The sequence below is a fragment of the Marinobacter lipolyticus SM19 genome (assembly GCF_000397065.2).
GTDB lineage: Bacteria > Pseudomonadota > Gammaproteobacteria > Pseudomonadales > Oleiphilaceae > Marinobacter > Marinobacter lipolyticus.
Genome location: NZ_KE007328.1, coordinates 182,910 through 201,201 on the forward strand (window position 1 = coordinate 182,910; position 18,292 = coordinate 201,201).

At 56.0% G+C, this 18,292-nt stretch carries 16 protein-coding genes; 8 read left to right on the forward strand and 8 right to left on the reverse strand.

What is annotated here, in order from left to right:
* From MARLIPOL_RS16835 to smrA, 8 genes are all read right to left on the reverse strand, one after another.
* Positions 1 to 1,047 (reverse strand): DUF3080 family protein, encoded by a 1,047-nt coding sequence (locus MARLIPOL_RS16835; protein WP_012139522.1) that lies wholly within the window; start codon positions 1,045 to 1,047, stop codon positions 1 to 3.
* A 54-nt stretch (positions 1,048 to 1,101) separates the two neighbouring features.
* A complete protein-coding gene (gene mtnC, locus MARLIPOL_RS16840) occupies positions 1,102 to 1,794 on the reverse strand; it encodes an acireductone synthase (protein WP_012139523.1) in 693 nt (230 codons plus the stop codon).
* Positions 1,794 to 2,351 (reverse strand): 1,2-dihydroxy-3-keto-5-methylthiopentene dioxygenase, encoded by a 558-nt coding sequence (locus MARLIPOL_RS16845; protein ID WP_012139525.1) that lies wholly within the window; start codon positions 2,349 to 2,351, stop codon positions 1,794 to 1,796. Before MARLIPOL_RS16845 ends, mtnC begins: the two co-directional genes overlap by 1 nt.
* Complete coding sequence (locus MARLIPOL_RS16850) at positions 2,348 to 2,980, reverse strand: methylthioribulose 1-phosphate dehydratase (protein WP_012139526.1); 633 nt, start codon at positions 2,978 to 2,980, stop codon at positions 2,348 to 2,350. The genes MARLIPOL_RS16845 and MARLIPOL_RS16850 overlap by 4 nt, the downstream gene beginning before the upstream one ends.
* Before the next feature lie 52 nt (positions 2,981 to 3,032).
* Complete coding sequence (locus tag MARLIPOL_RS16855; protein WP_012139527.1) at positions 3,033 to 5,246, reverse strand: xanthine dehydrogenase family protein molybdopterin-binding subunit; 2,214 nt, start codon at positions 5,244 to 5,246, stop codon at positions 3,033 to 3,035.
* Between the two features lies 1 nt (position 5,247).
* The gene (locus tag MARLIPOL_RS16860; protein ID WP_012139528.1) at positions 5,248 to 5,727 is read right to left on the reverse strand and encodes a (2Fe-2S)-binding protein; all 480 of its coding nucleotides are present in this window, start codon (positions 5,725 to 5,727) and stop codon (positions 5,248 to 5,250) included.
* An 83-nt stretch (positions 5,728 to 5,810) separates the two neighbouring features.
* Positions 5,811 to 6,005, reverse strand: coding sequence for a hypothetical protein (locus tag MARLIPOL_RS16865; protein ID WP_012139529.1), 195 nt, complete (start codon positions 6,003 to 6,005; stop codon positions 5,811 to 5,813).
* 67 nt (positions 6,006 to 6,072) lie between these two features.
* The gene (smrA, locus tag MARLIPOL_RS16870) at positions 6,073 to 6,654 is read right to left on the reverse strand and encodes a DNA endonuclease SmrA (protein ID WP_036192311.1); all 582 of its coding nucleotides are present in this window, start codon (positions 6,652 to 6,654) and stop codon (positions 6,073 to 6,075) included.
* Positions 6,655 to 6,814: 160 nt separating this feature from the next.
* On the opposite strand from smrA, the gene MARLIPOL_RS16875 reads away from it, so the two are divergent.
* The 8 genes from MARLIPOL_RS16875 (at position 6,815) to MARLIPOL_RS16910 (ending at position 18,227) form a co-directional block, all read left to right on the forward strand.
* Positions 6,815 to 8,731, forward strand: coding sequence for a putative nucleotidyltransferase substrate binding domain-containing protein (locus MARLIPOL_RS16875; RefSeq protein WP_012139531.1), 1,917 nt, complete (start codon positions 6,815 to 6,817; stop codon positions 8,729 to 8,731).
* Between the two features lie 17 nt (positions 8,732 to 8,748).
* A complete protein-coding gene (locus MARLIPOL_RS16880; RefSeq protein WP_012139532.1) occupies positions 8,749 to 9,456 on the forward strand; it encodes a 3'-5' exonuclease in 708 nt (235 codons plus the stop codon).
* Between the two features lie 210 nt (positions 9,457 to 9,666).
* On the forward strand, positions 9,667 to 9,930 hold the full coding sequence (locus MARLIPOL_RS16885) for a DUF4212 domain-containing protein (RefSeq protein WP_012139533.1): 264 nt from the start codon (positions 9,667 to 9,669) through the stop codon (positions 9,928 to 9,930).
* A 6-nt stretch (positions 9,931 to 9,936) separates the two neighbouring features.
* On the forward strand, positions 9,937 to 11,703 hold the full coding sequence (locus MARLIPOL_RS16890; protein ID WP_012139534.1) for a sodium:solute symporter family protein: 1,767 nt from the start codon (positions 9,937 to 9,939) through the stop codon (positions 11,701 to 11,703).
* Between the two features lie 96 nt (positions 11,704 to 11,799).
* Positions 11,800 to 12,306, forward strand: coding sequence for a hypothetical protein (locus MARLIPOL_RS16895; RefSeq protein ID WP_012139535.1), 507 nt, complete (start codon positions 11,800 to 11,802; stop codon positions 12,304 to 12,306).
* Positions 12,307 to 12,358: 52 nt separating this feature from the next.
* Positions 12,359 to 15,877, forward strand: a complete 3,519-nt coding sequence (locus MARLIPOL_RS16900; RefSeq protein ID WP_012139536.1) for a hybrid sensor histidine kinase/response regulator — start codon at positions 12,359 to 12,361, stop codon at positions 15,875 to 15,877.
* Positions 15,874 to 17,517: a tetratricopeptide repeat-containing response regulator gene (locus MARLIPOL_RS16905; RefSeq protein WP_012139537.1), complete on the forward strand. Its 1,644-nt coding sequence runs from the start codon at positions 15,874 to 15,876 to the stop codon at positions 17,515 to 17,517. Before MARLIPOL_RS16900 ends, MARLIPOL_RS16905 begins: the two co-directional genes overlap by 4 nt.
* Positions 17,514 to 18,227 carry a sensor histidine kinase gene (locus tag MARLIPOL_RS16910; RefSeq protein WP_012139538.1) on the forward strand — a complete coding sequence of 238 codons (714 nt, stop codon included), beginning with the start codon at positions 17,514 to 17,516 and terminating at the stop codon, positions 18,225 to 18,227. Before MARLIPOL_RS16905 ends, MARLIPOL_RS16910 begins: the two co-directional genes overlap by 4 nt.
* The last annotated feature ends 65 nt before the right edge of the window (positions 18,228 to 18,292 follow it).

The window sequence follows — 18,292 nt, forward strand, 5'->3', positions numbered from 1 at the left end:
TCAGGCACCGGGCCTCAGGCCACACTGCCCCAGCAGTTGCTGCCAGCTTGTTGTGTGCTCAGCCATGGCCCGGTCCAGGTCCTGCCACAGGCTTTTTTCTCCGGCGAATGCCAGATACTCGCCTGACCAGGCCCCAAATGATGGTGGCCTCACCTCTGCCTGTAACTCCGAAAGAGTCGCCAATGGACGGATCAGATCGTCTCGCGCACTGCGCACGTCACTCAGGTACGGCTGAATCCGCTCAATGTACACACTGAAAAACATCGTCTGGACGATATCGGACTGGTTGTTGGGCTTGCCGTTAATGCACAGCGGACGGTCACCCAGCCGTGATCGGATCAACGCCGTGGCGTCATCCAGCCTGGCAACCAACAAACGTGCGCTATTCAACAATTGACCCGCGCGGTACTCCGCCTGCCAACGCTGGTGCACTTCACCCAGATACTCCAGAGAATGGTCGAGCTGGCCGTCCAGAAGAGACTGCACCGTTGAGTTGAGGCGATGCACATCGGTTGAAAGGTCCGACACAGGGTTGCTCTCGGCGGCAACCGGGAAGTATCCCTTGGACAGGGTAAACAGGGTTTCAATTTCTTCCGTCGCCCAGGTTGCATTCCACACAGCCACTGGCAGCGATTCCAGCTTGCTGTCTATCGCCTGTTCAACACTCTTTTTCAGCCTTTCACGATCAATATCCGGTAAGCAGTCACGGGCAGCCTGAATAAAACGCAGTTCGTAGCGAAGGCGATTCAGGGGATCCATGACCCGCCCCATCACCGAGTTACGTTCACCCACAACGTACTGCAACTGACAGCCATAAAGGGACAGGAAATCCAGCATACCCAGCTCGAGTTCCGGCATGTCCAGGCGACGATCGCGCCGGCGTGGCAGACGCTGGATTTCGGGCAATGCCGACAACGAAACCTCGCCGTCGAGCACCCGGGCGACCCGCTCAACGTATTCATCCATCATCGACGGGGCTTCGGAGAACGGGTTGCAGCCGGCTGTCAACAGAACAAGGGAAACGACGATCAGATGACGCACAATCACTGCGCAGGCACCCCCTGAATCAGGACGAACGGCCCGCGCATCGGTGATATGACCTCAACGCTTCCTGAGCAAGTCGTCCACTTCGGCAAAGTTCCGGGCCACCACCCGGTCCGTATCTGGCAGCTCCCCTTCCCGAACCAGCCAGGCGGTCCGGATACCGGCTTCCTCTGCGGCCTGCAGTTCCGCTTCCACATCGGAGAGAAACAACACCGTTTCCGGCTCGACGCCCAGTTGCTCCAGGATATTGCGGTAGGATTGTGACTCCTTCTTTCCCCCGACGCGGGTATCGAAATAACCGGAGAAAAACGGCGTGAAGTCCCCGGCTTCGCTGAACCCGAAAATCAGCTTCTGGGCCTTCACGGATCCGGAGGAATAGACGAACAACCTCAGCCCCCGATCGTGCCAGCGCTGGAGGTAATCTGCCGCATCCGGGTAGATATGGCCATGAAAGGCACCCTGCTGGTAGCCCTGCTCCCAGAGCATGCCCTGCAGAGCCTTCAGGGGTGTTTCCTTGCGGTCATCGCGGATCCATGACTGGAGAACCTCAATCAACCCCTCAATATCATCCCGGTCAACACCCGAGCGCTGCGCTACAGCATCGAGCTGCTCAGCAATAGCAGGGTTACCCGCTGCCCCCTCACGGATAAAATCGCCTATATGCTCCGCCGCATAGGGAAACAGCACCTCATGGACAAACGAGATGGAGCTGGTGGTGCCCTCAATGTCAGTGAGAATCACCCGGATCATCAGGCCGCCCCAGCCAGCTTTTCATACCGTGGCAGTCGGCTGGCGATGTCTTCACCGGTAAAATTAGCGACCCAGCCTTCCGGGTTGGAAAACAGGCGGATACAGGTGAAGCGGGGCTCCGGGCCCATATCGAACCAGTGGCGGGTACCGTCGGGTACACTGATCAAATCGTTCTTCTGGCACAGCACCGCGAAAACCTGATCATCCAGATGCAGATAGAACAGCCCCTGGCCGCGCACGAAAAAACGTACTTCATCTTCGCTGTGCACGTGTTCATCCAGGAACTTCTGGCGAAGTGCGTCTTTCTGGGGGTTATCCGGGTTCAGGCTGATCACATCGGCGGTCTGAAACCCACACTCCCGTTTCAGAGCGGCCACTTCCGCTTCATAAGCGTCGAGAATGGTCTCCTGCGTAACGTCCTCTGGCAGATCACGGGTTGGCCATTGCTCGAACCGAATACCCTTGTCCGCAAGCAACCTCTGGATCTCGCCGGCGTCCTCCGTCACGGTCTGAGGTTGCTCTGGCTGGTTCTGGTTAAAAATGCTCAGGGTAGTCATGGACGGAGCCTCATGGTTGCAAGTTCACACTCAAACAGGAATTCAAACGCTTCAACGTGCCTCAGGCAGTCTGCCATGGTCCTGCCCCAGGTATAAAGACCGTGCCCTCGAATCAGGTAACCGGGCTGGTCCGGATGATCCCGGAACCACTGCTTTGTCTGCTCGGCCAGTTGCGGAATGTCCTGTGTATTGTCGAATACCGGCACCACCAGCGTGTCTTCGTGGGTGTCGTGGCCGGGAAAAGCCTTCTGCAGTTCATACCCCTGTAACTGCAGCGATTGCTGAGGGGGCAGAATACGGCTGAGCACAGTGGCATTTACGGAATGGGTATGCAGCACTGCCCCGACATCCGGAAACAGCTCATACAATACCGTGTGTAATCGGGTCTCTGCCGACGAACGGCACTGGCTTTGAACCGCCTGGCCAGACAGGTCCACCACCATGACATCCCCGGCGCCCAACTCCCCCTTATGGCGACCGGACACCGTAATGGCAATGTGCCCGGCATCAATACGGGCCGAATAATTACTGCTGGTCGCGGGAGACCAGCCACGGCCATACAGAAAGCGCCCGGCGTCAATAATGGATTCAGCCGCCTGAGCGTATCGGGTTATATCAAACAAGGGCATTCTCCATCTCCATCGCCATCTTCAGCCGCCGCAGCAGCGGCATTCGCCGACATTATAGGGATGACGCAGCCGCTTTCAACGGAAGCTTGCGCTGGCGCTCACCGGTCAGGGCAAACAGGGCATTACCCAGCGCAGGAATCACTGGCGGCACCCCTGGCTCGCCTACGCCTGTGGGCGTCTCATCACTGTCTACAATATCCACGATAATCTCCGGCAATTCGTAGTTACGCATTAACGGGTAGTCGTGGAAATTACTTTGCTGAACTTCGCCGTCCTGCAATGTGATTTCCCCGTGGAGGGCTGCTGTCAGGCCAAATATGATACCGCCTTCAATCTGGTCCCTGACGATCTCCGGATTAACCACCTGCCCACAGTCCACCGCGCACCAGACTCGATGAACATGAATGCCGTCGTTCTCGATACTGGCTTCAACGACCTGGGCCACATAAGTGCCAAAACTCTGGAACAGGGCTACACCCCGGGCCCTTCCAGAGGGTGCCGGGGCTTTCCAACCAGACATGGCCACCACCCGGTCCAGCACCTCCCGGTGCCGGGGTTGATGAGCAATGAGGGCACGGCGGAATTCATAGGGATCTTTCCCGGTCTCATGGGCGAGCTCATCCATAAAGGTTTCGGCCGCAAAACCATTGTGGGAATACCCCACGGACCGCCACCAGGTGATAGGCACGCCCGGGTCGGTATGGGTATGACGGACTTCAACATTGGCCACCTTATAGGGGTAGTCAATGGCGCCCTCGATGGCAGATATGTCTTTCGGGGTGGCGATGCCTTCCGCCATCAGGCCCACCTTACCCAAAGTGTCGTACAGGAACTTTGGCGACCAGGGGTATTGCGCAGGCGCCGCATTGCGTACGTACCAGTCCAGGATCTGTGGCCCGACAACCTGATGGTGCCAGCCGGTCACTTCGCCCCCGGAAACCGAGGCTTTCATCCGATGCAGCATGGCAGGACGGTACAAATCGTGCCGGGTATCCTCTTCCCTGGACCAGATAACCTTGACCGGCGTTTTCACGCTGTAGGCAACCGCTGCCGCTTCTTCAATGTAGTCCTGAGTCAGTCTGCGCCCGAAACCGCCCCCCAGGAAGGTAGTGTTGATGGTGATATCGTCAGGAGACAGATCGCTTACCCGAGCCGCAGCAATACGCCCAAGGTCCGGTGCCTGGGTCGGGGCCCAGACTTCCATGGAATCACCGCGATACCAGGCCGTTGCATTCATCGGCTCCAGAGTGGCGTGGGCCAGGTAAGGCTGCTCATAACTGGCTTCCAGGACGCGCTCGGCCCCGGCCGCCGCATCGGCAAAATCCCCGTCATCGCGTTCACGCACACCGGCATCGTCATCAGCGGCCTTGTGGTAGTCGGCAAACACATCGTTGGTAGAAAGACCCAGCGCATCGGCGTTATCCCATTCGACCTTCAGCTTCTGCTGCGCCTTGCGTGCCTGCCAGTACTTTCCGGCCACGATTGCCACACCACGCTCGATTTCCAGCACCTTCAGCACACCCGGCATGGCCTGGATATCACTGCCGTTGAAGGACTTAACCCTGGCGCCATACCGTGGCGGCCGGGTTACGACCGCGTAGACCATCCCCGGCAGCTCGATATCAATGCCATATTCGGCCGTGCCTGTGGACTTGGCCCCGGCATCCAGACGGCCCCGGGCTTTGCCAATGTACCGCCACTGGCTCTGAGGTTTCAGTTTGACTTCATGCCTTACGGTTTCGGAAGACGCCAGACTGACCAGTTTGCCGTAGGGCAAGGTATCCACACCGTTGGGGTGGCGAACATGACCTTCAAACGCAGTACATTCGGAATGATCAACTTCCCATACCCGGGCAGCGGCCAGAATCAGCATTTCCCGGGCTTCTGCGCCCGCTTGTCGCAGGGGCATCCAGCTGGTGGCAATACTGGTGCTACCACCGGTCAGCTGAAGTTTGTACAAGGGGTTGCGATACTCGGACGCGACCGGCGCAAATTTGGGAGTGATCGCTGCCGGTTCAACCTCCAATTCTTCCGCAATCAGGGTGGTTAACCCCGTATAAGTGCCCTGCCCCATTTCCACCCGGGCAAGAGTAAAATACACCTTATTGTCCGTCGTCAGTTCCAGCCAGGCATCCGGTTTCCAGGCACCGTCCTCCTCCCTGTAACCGGTCTGAATTCCGGAACACCCCGGCAGGGCAAGCGCAAACACAAGGCTGCCAGATGTTCCGGCGCTGACCTTGAGGAAATCCCGTCGGTTCAGGGTCATCTTATGCACCCTCCCGGTCAACAGATTCACCACTGGCAACGGATTCCACCGCGGCAATGATTTTCGAGTAGGTACCGCAGCGGCACAGATTGCCGCTGAGCGCAGCAACAATGTCCTCCCGCTCAGCAGCGGGATTATGCTTCAGCAGGTATGCCGCTGACATGATTTGTCCGGACTGACAATAGCCACATTGGGGCACGCCGTGCTCAACCCAGGCTTTCTGCAGTGGATGCAAATCCCCCCTGGAAGCGAGTCCCTCAATGGTTGTCACTGACTTTCCGGAAGCCAGATCCACAGGGGTGGAACAGGATCGCACCGGCTGACCGTCAAGGTGAACCGTGCAGGCGCCACACAGGCCGGCACCACACCCGAACTTGGTTCCCTTCAATCCCAACTCGTCACGGATAACCCACAACAGGGGCGTGTCACCGTCAACTTCAAGCGTTCGTTTTTCACCATTGACCGTCAGGCTAAGGGCCATTGCCTCTCTCCTTTGTGTGGCGCCGCCCGATCCAGGGACCGGCACCTTTCATTTTTATTTTATTCAGCTCGCCAATTACTGGCTTATTTCACGACAGGATCACCATCCTGATCATTCCATATCTTGCGCTCACCACCGTCCATCTTGCCCTTGGTATCCCAGACTTCGCGGTTCTCCGTGGCTTCTTCCACCTTGCCATTATCATTCCAGATCACTCGATCCTTACAGCCAACCAGAGCCAGGGATACGAATGCCAGCAAAAACAGTTTCTTAATCATTACGTCCTCCAGGTCCGGTCTCCCGGAACTCTATAATTTACTCAGTGTGGGAATGAACGCTGTGTCGTTACCGACTGCCGTGAACTTCACGGTTTTGTTGTTTGTCCCGTTCGCTCTTGCGAACCATGACATAGACCGCGCCGGTACCGCCATGGTGTTTCTGGGCCGAATGGAAGGCAAGCACGCCGTCCAGTTCCGGCAGCCACCTGGCAAGGTAACTCTTGAGCTGGGCAATACCGTCCGGGTTCCTCTCTCCTTTACCATGGAGAATGATCACCGAGCGAAGACCGTAGCGAACACAATCGTTAACAAAGCCGAACACCTCGCGACGAGCTTCTTCAACCGTCATCCGGTGCAGATCCAGTCTTGCCTCTATGGGATATTGGCCCAGCCTCAGCTTGCGGAATACCCCGTGCTGGACGCCGGGACGCTGCCAACTCAGAATATCGTGAGCCGTAAGCGGCTCCACCATGTCGGATGTCAGCGGATTGGTGTCTTTCACCGGCTGGTCCACGGCAGACCGTTGCCGCTCCAGGTGACCGGGCGTTAGCTCCCTGGGCGTTATCACCTCTGCGCGATTGGGCTTGCGGATGCGCCGTACATCCTTCATTTCTTCAAGAAAACTCAGGCGCTCGTCTTTGGTCGTCATGATAATATGGTTCAGCGTTGGGGTTAACGGAACTTTACCACCGGGTCCCACTGGCATAAAGCCACTGATCCGCGTGACGGGAGCTGCGACGAAAATCTTAGGGCTGTCCCCTGCCTCCTGATCTACACTCGGGGACAACAACAGACTGGACGGACGATATATGGTTGCCGCCTCAACAGACACACAGCGCCCTCAAAATACTCGTGCAATCATGATGTTCCTTCGGGAACATGCCCCGTTTTCCAGTATGGACGACACACACCTGGCACACTTTGCCGAACATGCCTCACTGCGATTTTATGCCGATAACGATATCGTTCTATCCCCCGAGGAAGGTCCGGTCCGACGATTCTACGTGGTGAAGCAAGGGCGAATTCGCGGTGAACGCCACAATGAAAAAGACGGCAAGACAGACACCACCTTTGAAATAACCCAGGGCGAATGTTTCCCGTTGGCAGCACTGGTTGGTGAGCGCCCTACCCGCACGCTTCATCGGGCTGCCGGTGACACCTTTTGCCTGAGCATCGAACACGATGCCTTTGTCACCCTGTTGTCGGAAAGCGATCCCTTTCGTGATTTCTGCCTGCGTGGCGTCAGCAGCTTGCTGGATCAAGTCAATCAGCGAATCCAGTCCGGCGCCATGGCCTCCATAGGTTCCAGCAATTCGCTGGATACTCCCCTGGAGCGTTACGCCTTGCGGAATCCGATCGTCTGTTCACCGGATCTTCCGGTTCGCAAAGCCGTCGCCCGCATGCACGAAAACAACGTGGGTAGCATAGTTATTACCGACGACAAACGGCATCCTACCGGAATATTTACCCTCAGGGATCTGCGCACCATGGTGGCTGAGGAAAAAGGCCCCCTGGATACACCGGTCGGCCAGGTCATGACCAAAAATCCGATTTACCTGACGTCCCATGCAGACGCTTTCGAAGCGGCCATGCTGATGGCAGAACACCATTTCGCCCATCTATGTGTGGTCGATGAGGAACATCGCCTGATTGGCGTGGTTTCCGAACGGGACCTGTTTTCCCTGCAACGCGTCGACCTGGTCAACCTGGCCCGGACCATTGGCACAGCCAGTCATTTACGGACTCTGGTCAGCCTGCGCTCCGACGTGTCACGATTGGTGGACGCCATGCTTGCCCATGGTGCCGATTCTGGCCAGGTCGTTAAAATCATTACCACCCTGAACGATGTCACGGTAAGGCGGGTGCTGGAACTCAACATCAAGAAAAACGATCCGGGCATCCCCTTTACCTGGCTGACCTTCGGCAGCGAAGGGCGACAGGAACAGACCCTGCTGACAGATCAGGACAACGGCATCCTGTTCGAAACCCCGGACGGGATGACCGATGACCAGGTACGGGAAAGGCTCCTCCCATTTGCCGAAACTGTGAACCGGGAGCTGGCGGAATGCGGCTTTACCCTGTGCAAAGGCAATATCATGGCCAGCAACCCGAAGCTGTGCCTGAGCGGCAGGGAATGGGACGACTGGTTTATCAGGTTCATCGACGCATCCACACCGCAAAACCTTGTGTATTCGTCCATCTTCCTCGATATGCGAGCGGTGTTCGGCCCTACCGAGCCCTTGGAAAATCTCTACGGCAAGGTACTGGCACGCATTCAGAAAAATGCTCTGTTCCAGAAGATGCTGGCGGGTAACGCCATGAACCGTCGCCCACCCTTGACCATGTTCCGCAATTTCCGCTATGCCCCCGACGGCAAGAAGCACACCATTGATCTCAAGCGCCAGGGGCTTGCCCCCTTCGTGGAGACTGTCCGGGTGTTTGCCCTGGCGAACGGCGTGGAAGAGGCCAACACCCTTGAGCGGATGGACCGTCTGGCTGCCAAGGGGGCCTTTGATTCCAAGGATGCCAATGCCTGGAAAGAAGCGTATAGCCTCATCCAGGCCATCCGCATGCGGGCGCATCAGGAAATGTTGGATCGGGGCGAACCATTGTCCAATTATATTAACCCCGATGACCTCAATCCGCTCGACCGCCGGATTCTGCGAGAATCATTCCGCCAGGCCCAGCGCCTGCAGCAAAAGCTGGAAGTGACCTACCAATTGTGACAAAAGGTCTCGGTGATATGCTCGAACAGATCAGAATGTGGATGAAGCAACGCCGAGCCGGTGCTTTGGGATCCCATGATTTTGCCCACCTTCCCACTGCCAAAGTAGCCGGCGACCAGAAATTGTCCGAGAGCAGGCTGATCGTACTGGATCTGGAAACCACCGGTTTGCACCATGGCAAGGATCAGGTCATTGCCATTGGTGCGGTTGCAATCACCGGTATGGTTATTCATATGGAAGACCAGTTCGACCTGATTCTTCGACGCCCCGAGCTGGACATCAGTGAAACGGTACTCATCCACGGCATCGGCCCCGAAGCCCTGACTCAGGGTCATGAAACCGAAGATGCTCTGCTCCATCTGCTGGAATGGATGGACGGTGATCCAATACTGGCGTTCCACTCGGCATTTGACCAACGCTTCCTGGAAAAAACCCTGCGGCACTCGCTGGGATACAGCCAGAATCATACCTGGATGGACGTCGCCGAGTTGCTACCAGCCATATTCCCGGATGCCAGAACCGGCGGACGCAGTCTCGATAATTGGGTCGACTTCTTCAACCTGGAAGTCAGCGAACGCCACCACGCTGCCGCAGATGCACTCGCAACAGCTGAGCTGACACTGGTCGCACTCAATAAAGCCCAAAAACAGGGCGTGACAACGATGGCCGAACTGAACACCAAGCTCCGTTATTACCGTCGCCTTCAGAATATGCACCGCTTCTGACCCTCCTCCGAACACCTGGTCATTTTTTGATCACATCTAAGGCAAATTACTGAGAATTAGACCTTTTGCCAATATCTATATATCCCTTTACCAGTAAAGTCAGAGAAGACAACTAGTCGGAGAAGCACTATATGAATAATAAATTTTCTCTCAGCTCCAACTCTCCAGTAATACACCCAACCTCCACAACAACAACACAGGAGTGATCCTATGGCTGGTCATAGCTACGACGCTGAAAAGTACTGGAAGGCGAATCTTCGTCTGATATTCGGAAGCCTGATTATCTGGGCTCTGGTCTCTTATGGCTTCGCAATTCTGCTCCGTCCACTGCTTGCCGGTATCCCCATTGGCGGCACCGATCTGGGCTTCTGGTTTGCACAACAAGGCTCCATCCTGACGTTCATCGCCCTGATCTTCCACTACGCGTGGCGCATGAACAAAATCGATGAAAAATTCGGCGTGCACGAGGAGTAAGATCGAATGAGCCAATTTGCTATCAACATCCTGTTCGTGGGGGGCTCGTTCCTCCTCTATATCGGCATTGCCATCTGGGCAAAGGCCGGTAGCACCAAGGACTTCTACGTTGCCGGTGGCGGCGTTCACCCGGTCACCAATGGTATGGCGATCGGCGCTGACTGGATGTCTGCTGCATCCTTTATTTCCATGGCGGGTCTGATTGCCGCCGGTGGTTACGCCAACTCCTCGTTCCTGATGGGATGGACTGGCGGCTACGTCCTTCTGGCCATGCTGTTGGCGCCGTATCTGCGTAAATTCGGCAAGTTCACCGTGCCTGAATTTATCGGTGACCGTTTCTACAGCAAGAATGCGCGGTTGGTGGCTGTTATCTGCCTGATCGTGGCATCGGTAACCTACGTTATTGGGCAGATGGCCGGTGCCGGCGTTGCGTTTTCCCGCTTCCTGGAAGTTGATGCAACGCTGGGCCTGATCATCGCTGCGATTGTCGTGTTCGTCTACGCGGTTCTCGGTGGCATGAAAGGCATCACCTATACTCAGGTGGCCCAGTACTGTGTATTGATCACCGCTTACACTATTCCGGCTGTCTTTATTTCCCTGCAGTTAACGGGCAACCCTCTCCCACCACTGGGTCTGTTTTCTACCCACATAGATTCCGGCATGCCGATTCTGGACAAACTGAATCAAGTGATTACCGACCTTGGTTTCAACGAGTACACGGCTGACATCGACAACAAGCTGAACATGGTTCTGTTCACCTTGTCACTGATGATCGGTACCGCGGGTCTACCGCACGTCATCATTCGCTTCTTCACTGTTCCGAAGGTTGCGGATGCGCGCTGGTCTGCTGGATGGGCCCTGGTATTCATTGCGCTGCTGTACCTCACCGCGCCTGCCGTTGCTTCCATGGCTCGACTGAACCTGATGACCACCATCTATCCGGATGGCACTGCAGCCGAACCCATTGAGTACGATGCGCGGCCTGCCTGGATCAGGGATTGGGAAGTGACAGGTCTGATTCAGTTCTCCGACAAGAACGAAGATGGCCGGATTCAGCTGTACAATGACACAGCCGAGTTCGAACCCCAGGCTCAAGCCCGTGGCTGGGAAGGTAACGAACTGGTCGTCAACCGGGATATCCTGGTACTGGCCAACCCGGAAATCGCCAACTTGCCGGGCTGGGTGATCGGTCTGATTGCAGCAGGGGGGCTGGCGGCAGCACTGTCGACGGCAGCGGGCCTGTTGCTCGCGATTTCCTCCGCAGTCAGTCACGACCTGATAAAAGGCTCAATCAACCCGGCCATCAGCGAGAAAGGCGAACTGTTAGCAGCCCGTATTTCGATGGCGGTCGCCATAGTTGTGGCAACCTACCTGGGCGCCAATCCACCGGGCTTCGCGGCTCAGGTTGTTGCCCTGGCGTTTGGTATAGCGGCCGCTTCCCTGTTCCCGGCCCTGATGATGGGTATCTTCTCCAAGCGCGTAAACAACACTGGCGCCATCGCTGGTATGCTTAGCGGTCTGACGTTCACTCTGGTATACATCTTTGTATACAAGGGCTGGCTGTTCATCCCTGGCACAGCAAACCTGCCAGATACGCCGGAAAACTGGGTACTGGGCATCTCCCCGCTGTCTATCGGCGCAGTTGGTGCAGTCGTCAACTTTGCGGTAGCCTTCGTGGTATCCAATGTAACTGAAGAACCGCCCGTTGAGATTCAGGAACTGGTTGAGAGCGTCCGCTACCCACGCGGTGCCGGTCAGGCTCAAGACCACTGAGCAACAACACAACCTGACTCATTCAACGAATTGACAGGTTAAACTGGACGGGCTTCCTCAATGAGGGAGCCCGTTCTTTTTTGAGGAAATGACTTTATGTTCTGGACATTTGTTGCCACTGTATTTTGCGGCCTGGGCGCAGCAGGGATCGCTCTGGGCATACGTGCAGCCACCCGTAACAAGGCCCCGAGATGGATCATTCCCGTTTTCGCAGGAGCGGGAATGCTCGGCTACCTCATTCAGGGCGAATACACCTGGTACGACCACAAGAAGGCACAACTGCCGGAAGAGGCGGTCGTTGTCAGCACACAGGACGACGGTATCTTCTGGCGTCCCTGGACATTCGTCTTCCCTTACGTGACGTCCTTTACCACGGTGGATACCAAGAGCATCAGCCATGATAGTGACAATCAAAATGTCGTCCGCTTTACACTCTATCGGTTCGAACAAAAATTGACGGATGCGGTATCCCACCGTATTCATATCATTAACTGCGCCACCCAGGAACTAGTTCCATTGGGCTCCGATGGCAGACCCCGGGTTGATAACCTGAAAACACTGGTTTCCGGGGACCCCCTATTGGAGACCGTTTGTTCAGGCTGACATGCCATAAACTGGATGCCCAACCCGCTAGAGGTAACGGGAATGCGTAACGATGATTAGTGCCTGGCTGCTGGTTTTAATTTCCATAACGTACATATCGGTTCTGTTTTTCATTGCGTGGGCGGGTGACAGACATCCTGGCCTGTATCGGCGCAAGCTGGCACGGACCCACATCTATGCCCTGTCACTCGCGGTCTATTTCACTTCATGGACTTTCTATGGCGCAGTCGGACGCGCGACCCAGGAGGGACTGGGCTTCCTGCCCATATACCTCGGGCCACTGATCCTCTTCGTATTTGGTGCGCCCCTGTTGCGGCGCATCATTTACATCAGTAAACGCAACAACAGCACGTCAATCGCTGACTTCATTGCCTCCCGTTACGGCAAGTCTCAGGTCCTGGCGGCCATGATCGCTACGTTCGCCCTGATTGGCAGCGTGCCGTACATTGCACTTCAGCTCAAAGCCATCTCCATGGGTTTCACCGTGCTATCCGATGACGGCACCGGTTTCCAGGAACTCAGCACCGCCGCCTGGAACGATTCGGCCTGGTACATCACGCTGGTTCTCGCTGTGTTTACCGTACTGTTCGGCACCCGGCACCTGGAGTCCACGGAACACCATCGCGGGATGATTCAGGCGGTTGCCTTTGAGTCAGTGATCAAGATTGTGGCATTCGTAGCAGTGGGGTTGTTTGTCGGTTACGGTCTTTTTGGGGGATTCGGAGACTTGCTTGACAAGGTGCGGGATGCTGGACTTACCGGGACCCTGACAACCGATGGTGTCGAGGCACCAGCCTTTATTACCCAGACCCTGGTAGCCATGCTCGCCATTATCTGTCTGCCGCGGCAGTTTCACGTCATGGTGGTCGAGAACACAGACCACCGGGATTTCGAGACTGCCCGCTGGGCCATGCCGATCTACCTCATTATTGCCAGCGCCTTCGTACTGCCCATCGCCGCTGCCGGGTTGCTCTACCCGGAAGCCGGTATCACCGATCCTGACATTTTGATCCTGCAACTGCCGATTCTGGCTGGAGAGGAATGGCTCGCGGTTCTGGCGTTCCTGGGCGGCGGCTCGGCAGCAGCTGCAATGGTGATTGTGTGCTCCGTAGCCATTGCCACCATGGTCAGCAACGAGATCATTATGCCGGCACTGCTCAAATTCTTCCGGCCCAGGATGAATCAGCGTGCCGATCTCAGCCACCTCCTGCTCAGCATTCGTCGCGTGGCGATCTTTGTAGTGTTGCTAACAGCTTACGGTTTTTACCGGATGGCCGGGGAAGACTACAGCCTGACGGCCTTTGGCCTGCTGTCATTTGCCGCTGCCGCCCAGTTTGGGCCGGCACTCGTGGGAGGCATTATCTGGCGCCAGGGTAACCTTACCGGCGCCAGTTGGGGATTGGGGCTAGGCTTCCTGATGTGGTGCTACACCATGCTGTTACCGGCCCTGGCCTCCACCGGGTGGCTCACCGATACACTGATCGACCAGGGGCTCTGGGGAATGACCTGGACACGCCCGACGGCTTTGTTCGGCACAGAACTGGACCCCATCAGCCACGGCATTATCTGGAGCCTGGGCATTAATACCCTGACCTACATTGTACTGTCGATGCTGACACGTCAGCGTGTACGGGAGAAGATCCAGATCGCATCCTTCTTCCACGACCCACAGCCCAAAGCGGAAACACCCCAGCAGCAATCCTGGCAAGGGGAAATCCTGACCTCGGATCTGCAGGCCCTCACCGATCGTTTCATGGGGGAGGAGCGCTCCGAAATCATTCTCCGGAACTACGAGCGACGGAACGCCATTCGCCTGCACCCTCACCGACCGGCATCGTCACACTTGATGAAGTACATTGAACGGCAGCTTGCCTCGGTGATCGGTGCTTCAACGGCACGGGTGGTGCTCGAATCCACCCTGACCGGTCGTGACATGCAAATCGAGGATGTCGTCAGCATTGTCGATGAAGCTTCCCAGGCGATGACTTTCAGCCGCGAACTACTCCAGTCTGCTATTGAAAACATCAGCCTTGGGGTGTCCGTGGTTAACCATCAGCAGCAATTGGTGGTATGGAACCACCGGTATCTGGAGCTGTTCAATTATCCCAAGGGCTATGTACGTGTCGGGCGCCCGGTTGAGGACTTGATGCGTTATAACCTCACCAACGCGAACCTGTCCGCCCGACGGATTGACGAGATCATTACCAGTCGCTGCGGCAGCATGCGTGATGGGTTGCCAATGTCCTACGAGCGCCAGCGTCCCGATGGCACAGTCTTAAGGGTTGATGGCAGCCCGATTCCGGGCGGGGGTTATGTCACGACGTTCCAGGACATCACCGCCATGAGACGCACGGAACAGGCGCTCAAGGAAACCAATATTTATCTGGAGCAGCGCGTCAAGGAGAGAACCCAGGAACTGCAGGTCATTAACGAGCAGATGCTGAAGGCAAAATCCGTTGCGGAACAGGCAAACCAGAGCAAGACCCGCTTCCTTGCATCTGCCAGTCATGACTTATTGCAACCATTGAATGCCGCCCGCCTGTTTACCTCCGCACTGGCGGGCAAAGCCAGTGACGGCGAGATGAAGGACCTGGTCGATCATATCGACAGCTCCCTGGGAGCCGCGGAAGAGATTATCAGCACCCTGCTGGACATATCCAAACTCGATGCCGGTGCCCTGGAACCCGATATCGGCGCGTTCCCCGTCAACGATATCATGCGTCACCTGGCAACCGACTTCTCCGCCATTGCCAAAGATCAGGGACTGGCACTGCATGTAGTGCCGAGCACAATATGGATCCGCTCGGATGCCAAACTGCTCCGCCGAGTCATTCAGAACTTCCTGTCCAACGCTATCCGCTATACCCCCGAGGGTAAGATCCTGCTGGGCTGTCGGCGCCTGAAAGGCTATGCCCGCATTGAAGTCTGGGATACAGGCCCAGGGATCCCGGAAGACCAGCTGGCGCAAATTTTCGAGGAATTCCGACGCTTCCAACATGGGCGTGACAAAAAGGGGCTGGGGCTGGGCCTGGCAATTGTGGACCGTATCAGTGGTATGCTGAACCACCCGGTTAACGTTCAGTCCGTTCAGGGGCATGGCAGCGTGTTCAGTATTACCGTACCGGTCGTTCCGGCAGAACATACTCAAACCGCCGCAGTAAAGAGTCAGGGCAGCTCCCGTCGGGTATCCAGCCTTGGCGGTCTTCATGTGCTTTGTATCGATAACGACCCCGCCATCCTGCAAGGCATGACCGCCCTGCTCGGTAACTGGCAGTGTGACGTGACCGCTGCCGAGAGTCTCAATGACGCCCGCATTAAACTGGATGGTCGGGAACCCGACATCATGCTTGCCGATTACCAACTGGATGATAACAAGAACGGGCTGGATGCCATGGACGCACTCAGAGACGGATTCGGTGACAATGTATCTGGCATACTGATTACCGGATATATGGCCCCGGAAGTGAGGGAAGACGCGATAACGAGAGGCTACCAGATTCTTTATAAGCCGGTGAAACCCGCTGCACTGAGGGCACTGGTTAACAAGTTACTCAAGCAGAAACGTCCATGACTAACTCAGACAGATCCAGCGTTGGTAACAGCTTTGGCAAGCTCAACTTCCTGATCATCGATGATTTTGAGAACTTCCGTCTGTCCATACGCCAGATGCTGCGCGACTGCGGGGCGGACAAGATAGAGTTGGTCGCCCATGCTGCGCCAGCCGTTCAGTATTGCGCCTACAATCATGTTGATGTGGTTCTCTGTGACTACAATCTCGGCGATGGCAAGAATGGTCAGCACATTCTGGAGGAACTCAGACACAAGAAGCTGCTTAAACGGTCCTCCCTGTTCCTGATGGTCACCGCAGAGACGTCAAAGGAAATGGTCATGGGGGCCCGGGAATACCAACCTGATGGTTACCTGACCAAACCGATCAACCGGGCGATGCTTGAGAAACGACTGAGCGGCCTTATCGCTCAACGTAATGCCCTGCTCCCCATTAACCGTGAGATAGATCGGGAAAACTATCCCGAGGCCATATCGCTTTGCCTGGCGGCACTACCAAAGCAGCCGCGGTATAAAACGTGGCTGCTCAAAACCCTCGCAGACCTCTACTACCAGGTGGGTGACTATAGTCACGCTCTGAAGATATACACGGATGTCCTCGAACAGAGGGATCTTTCCTGGGCCAGGCTTGGCCGGGGAAAAATACTGCTCGATACCCGGAATTTTGACGAAGCGGTTACCGTACTCAGGGAGCTGATCGACAAACATCCTGATTATATGGAAGCTTACGACCTGCTCGCTGAAGGGCTGGATCGACAGGGCCGTCCGACACAGGCCCAGCAAGTGCTTGAAAAGGCCATTGAGCATTCACCGAATGCATTGCTGCGGCATAAACAGCTTGCCCGGCTTGCTACCGACAACCAGGACATAGCCGCCGCTTCTGATGCCTGGCGCAAGACTGTAAGCCTTGGCACCCATTCAATACATGACAGCCCGGAGCATTACCTTTCACTCGGCCAAGCCCTGTCTGACCTGAGCGAGGGCGACTCAGGTGAAGACGGAAAGCAACAGGCAGACGAAGCAATCACAGTGCTGTCCAGAATGGAAAAACGCTTTCCCGAAGACGAGAACCTACCGCTTCGAAGCAGGATTGTTAAAGCCAGGGTCTATGCCGGACAGGACCGCCTCAAGGAAGCGGAACACATTCTTGAACCGGTGAGAGAATCTCTGGCCAACGGTAGGGAGTTCGACGCAGATACAGGCATAGATTACGCCAAGACACTATTCCGCCTGGGCCGGGAAGACGAGGCCAAACACCTGCTGGGGCAACTTGCTCAACGATACAGTGACGAGCCTGACACCCTGCAAAAGATAGAAAACCTCCTGGACGAGCCGGTTGGTTTCCGACAAAAGCTCCAAGCCCGGGCTTACAATCGAGACGGGATCAAAGCGTTTGAATCCGGAGACCTGGAAGCCGCCATTTCAGAGTTCACCAACGCCTTGAAGATCGTTCCCGCCCATGCAGCACTGAATCTTAACCTTGTTCAGGTATTAATGAAGAAGTACACCTGTGGCCAGAACGATCCGCAGTTGTTGGAACTCTGCCAGCAACATCTTGAACGTCTCTCCAGCTTGCCAGAACAACACCGACAGTACCGTCGCTATCTCGCACTGAACAAAAAACTGAAAGGAATGATGCCATGAGCAAGGTGCCCGACCACCGCTCCGATATGCCCCGGGACAATAATATCGACTTCTCCATGGTACTGGCTTCCGCTGTCCACGATATGAAAAACTCCCTGGGGATGCTGCTCAACACCCTGGATGGATTACGTGGTGAGTGCTCGGACAGCCTTGGCGATTCTACCCGTTTCAATACCCTCCAATATGAAGCGGAACGTATGCACAACGACCTTGTCCAACTGCTGGGCATTTACCGGCTGGGCGAGAATAATCTGTCGGCCCACATGGAAGAACATTTTGTTCCGGACTTTCTGTCAGAGCACCTGGCACGCCACACCCCCCTTCTCAAGGGCCTCGGTATCGAATACTTGGTGGAAGCGGATGATATCAACGGGTTCTTCGACGATGACCTCCTGACCGGTGTGCTGAACAACACAATCAACAATGCCATCCGTTACACCAAAAGCAGGATCCGGCTAACGGCCCATGAACAAGAAGGGTACCTGGTCATTGGGGTAGAAGACGATGGTCAGGGCTATCCTGAAAGCATGCAGCATAACGGAACCTTGAGCTTTAAATCCCTGGACTTCAAAAGTGGTAGCACCAGTCTCGGGCTATTCTTTGCGTCGTCCGTCGCCCGACTTCACAGCGAAGGAGAGCGCACTGGTTCTATACGACTGCATAACGGTGGCAGTATGGGCGGAGGGGTCTTTGAGATCTGGTTGCCCTAGGTTTGAGGCAACAGTTTGAGGTTCCTTCAGGCAATAAAAAACCCCAACATCAAGGATGCTGGGGT

Bases quoted from the DNA above. Each gene is read 5' to 3' on its own strand.
- mtnC (WP_012139523.1), bottom strand. From the start codon at position 1,794: ATGATCCGGGTGATTCTCACTGACATTGAGGGCACCACCAGCTCCATC.
- MARLIPOL_RS16845 (WP_012139525.1), bottom strand. From the start codon at position 2,351: ATGACTACCCTGAGCATTTTTAACCAGAACCAGCCAGAGCAACCTCAG.
- MARLIPOL_RS16850 (WP_012139526.1), bottom strand. From the start codon at position 2,980: ATGCCCTTGTTTGATATAACCCGATACGCTCAGGCGGCTGAATCCATT.
- MARLIPOL_RS16855 (WP_012139527.1), bottom strand. From the start codon at position 5,246: ATGACCCTGAACCGACGGGATTTCCTCAAGGTCAGCGCCGGAACATCT.
- MARLIPOL_RS16860 (WP_012139528.1), bottom strand. From the start codon at position 5,727: ATGGCCCTTAGCCTGACGGTCAATGGTGAAAAACGAACGCTTGAAGTT.
- MARLIPOL_RS16865 (WP_012139529.1), bottom strand. From the start codon at position 6,005: ATGATTAAGAAACTGTTTTTGCTGGCATTCGTATCCCTGGCTCTGGTT.
- smrA (WP_036192311.1), bottom strand. From the start codon at position 6,654: ATGACGACCAAAGACGAGCGCCTGAGTTTTCTTGAAGAAATGAAGGAT.
- MARLIPOL_RS16875 (WP_012139531.1), top strand. From the start codon at position 6,815: ATGGTTGCCGCCTCAACAGACACACAGCGCCCTCAAAATACTCGTGCA.
- MARLIPOL_RS16880 (WP_012139532.1), top strand. From the start codon at position 8,749: ATGCTCGAACAGATCAGAATGTGGATGAAGCAACGCCGAGCCGGTGCT.
- MARLIPOL_RS16885 (WP_012139533.1), top strand. From the start codon at position 9,667: ATGGCTGGTCATAGCTACGACGCTGAAAAGTACTGGAAGGCGAATCTT.
- MARLIPOL_RS16890 (WP_012139534.1), top strand. From the start codon at position 9,937: ATGAGCCAATTTGCTATCAACATCCTGTTCGTGGGGGGCTCGTTCCTC.
- MARLIPOL_RS16895 (WP_012139535.1), top strand. From the start codon at position 11,800: ATGTTCTGGACATTTGTTGCCACTGTATTTTGCGGCCTGGGCGCAGCA.
- MARLIPOL_RS16900 (WP_012139536.1), top strand. From the start codon at position 12,359: ATGATTAGTGCCTGGCTGCTGGTTTTAATTTCCATAACGTACATATCG.
- MARLIPOL_RS16905 (WP_012139537.1), top strand. From the start codon at position 15,874: ATGACTAACTCAGACAGATCCAGCGTTGGTAACAGCTTTGGCAAGCTC.
- MARLIPOL_RS16910 (WP_012139538.1), top strand. From the start codon at position 17,514: ATGAGCAAGGTGCCCGACCACCGCTCCGATATGCCCCGGGACAATAAT.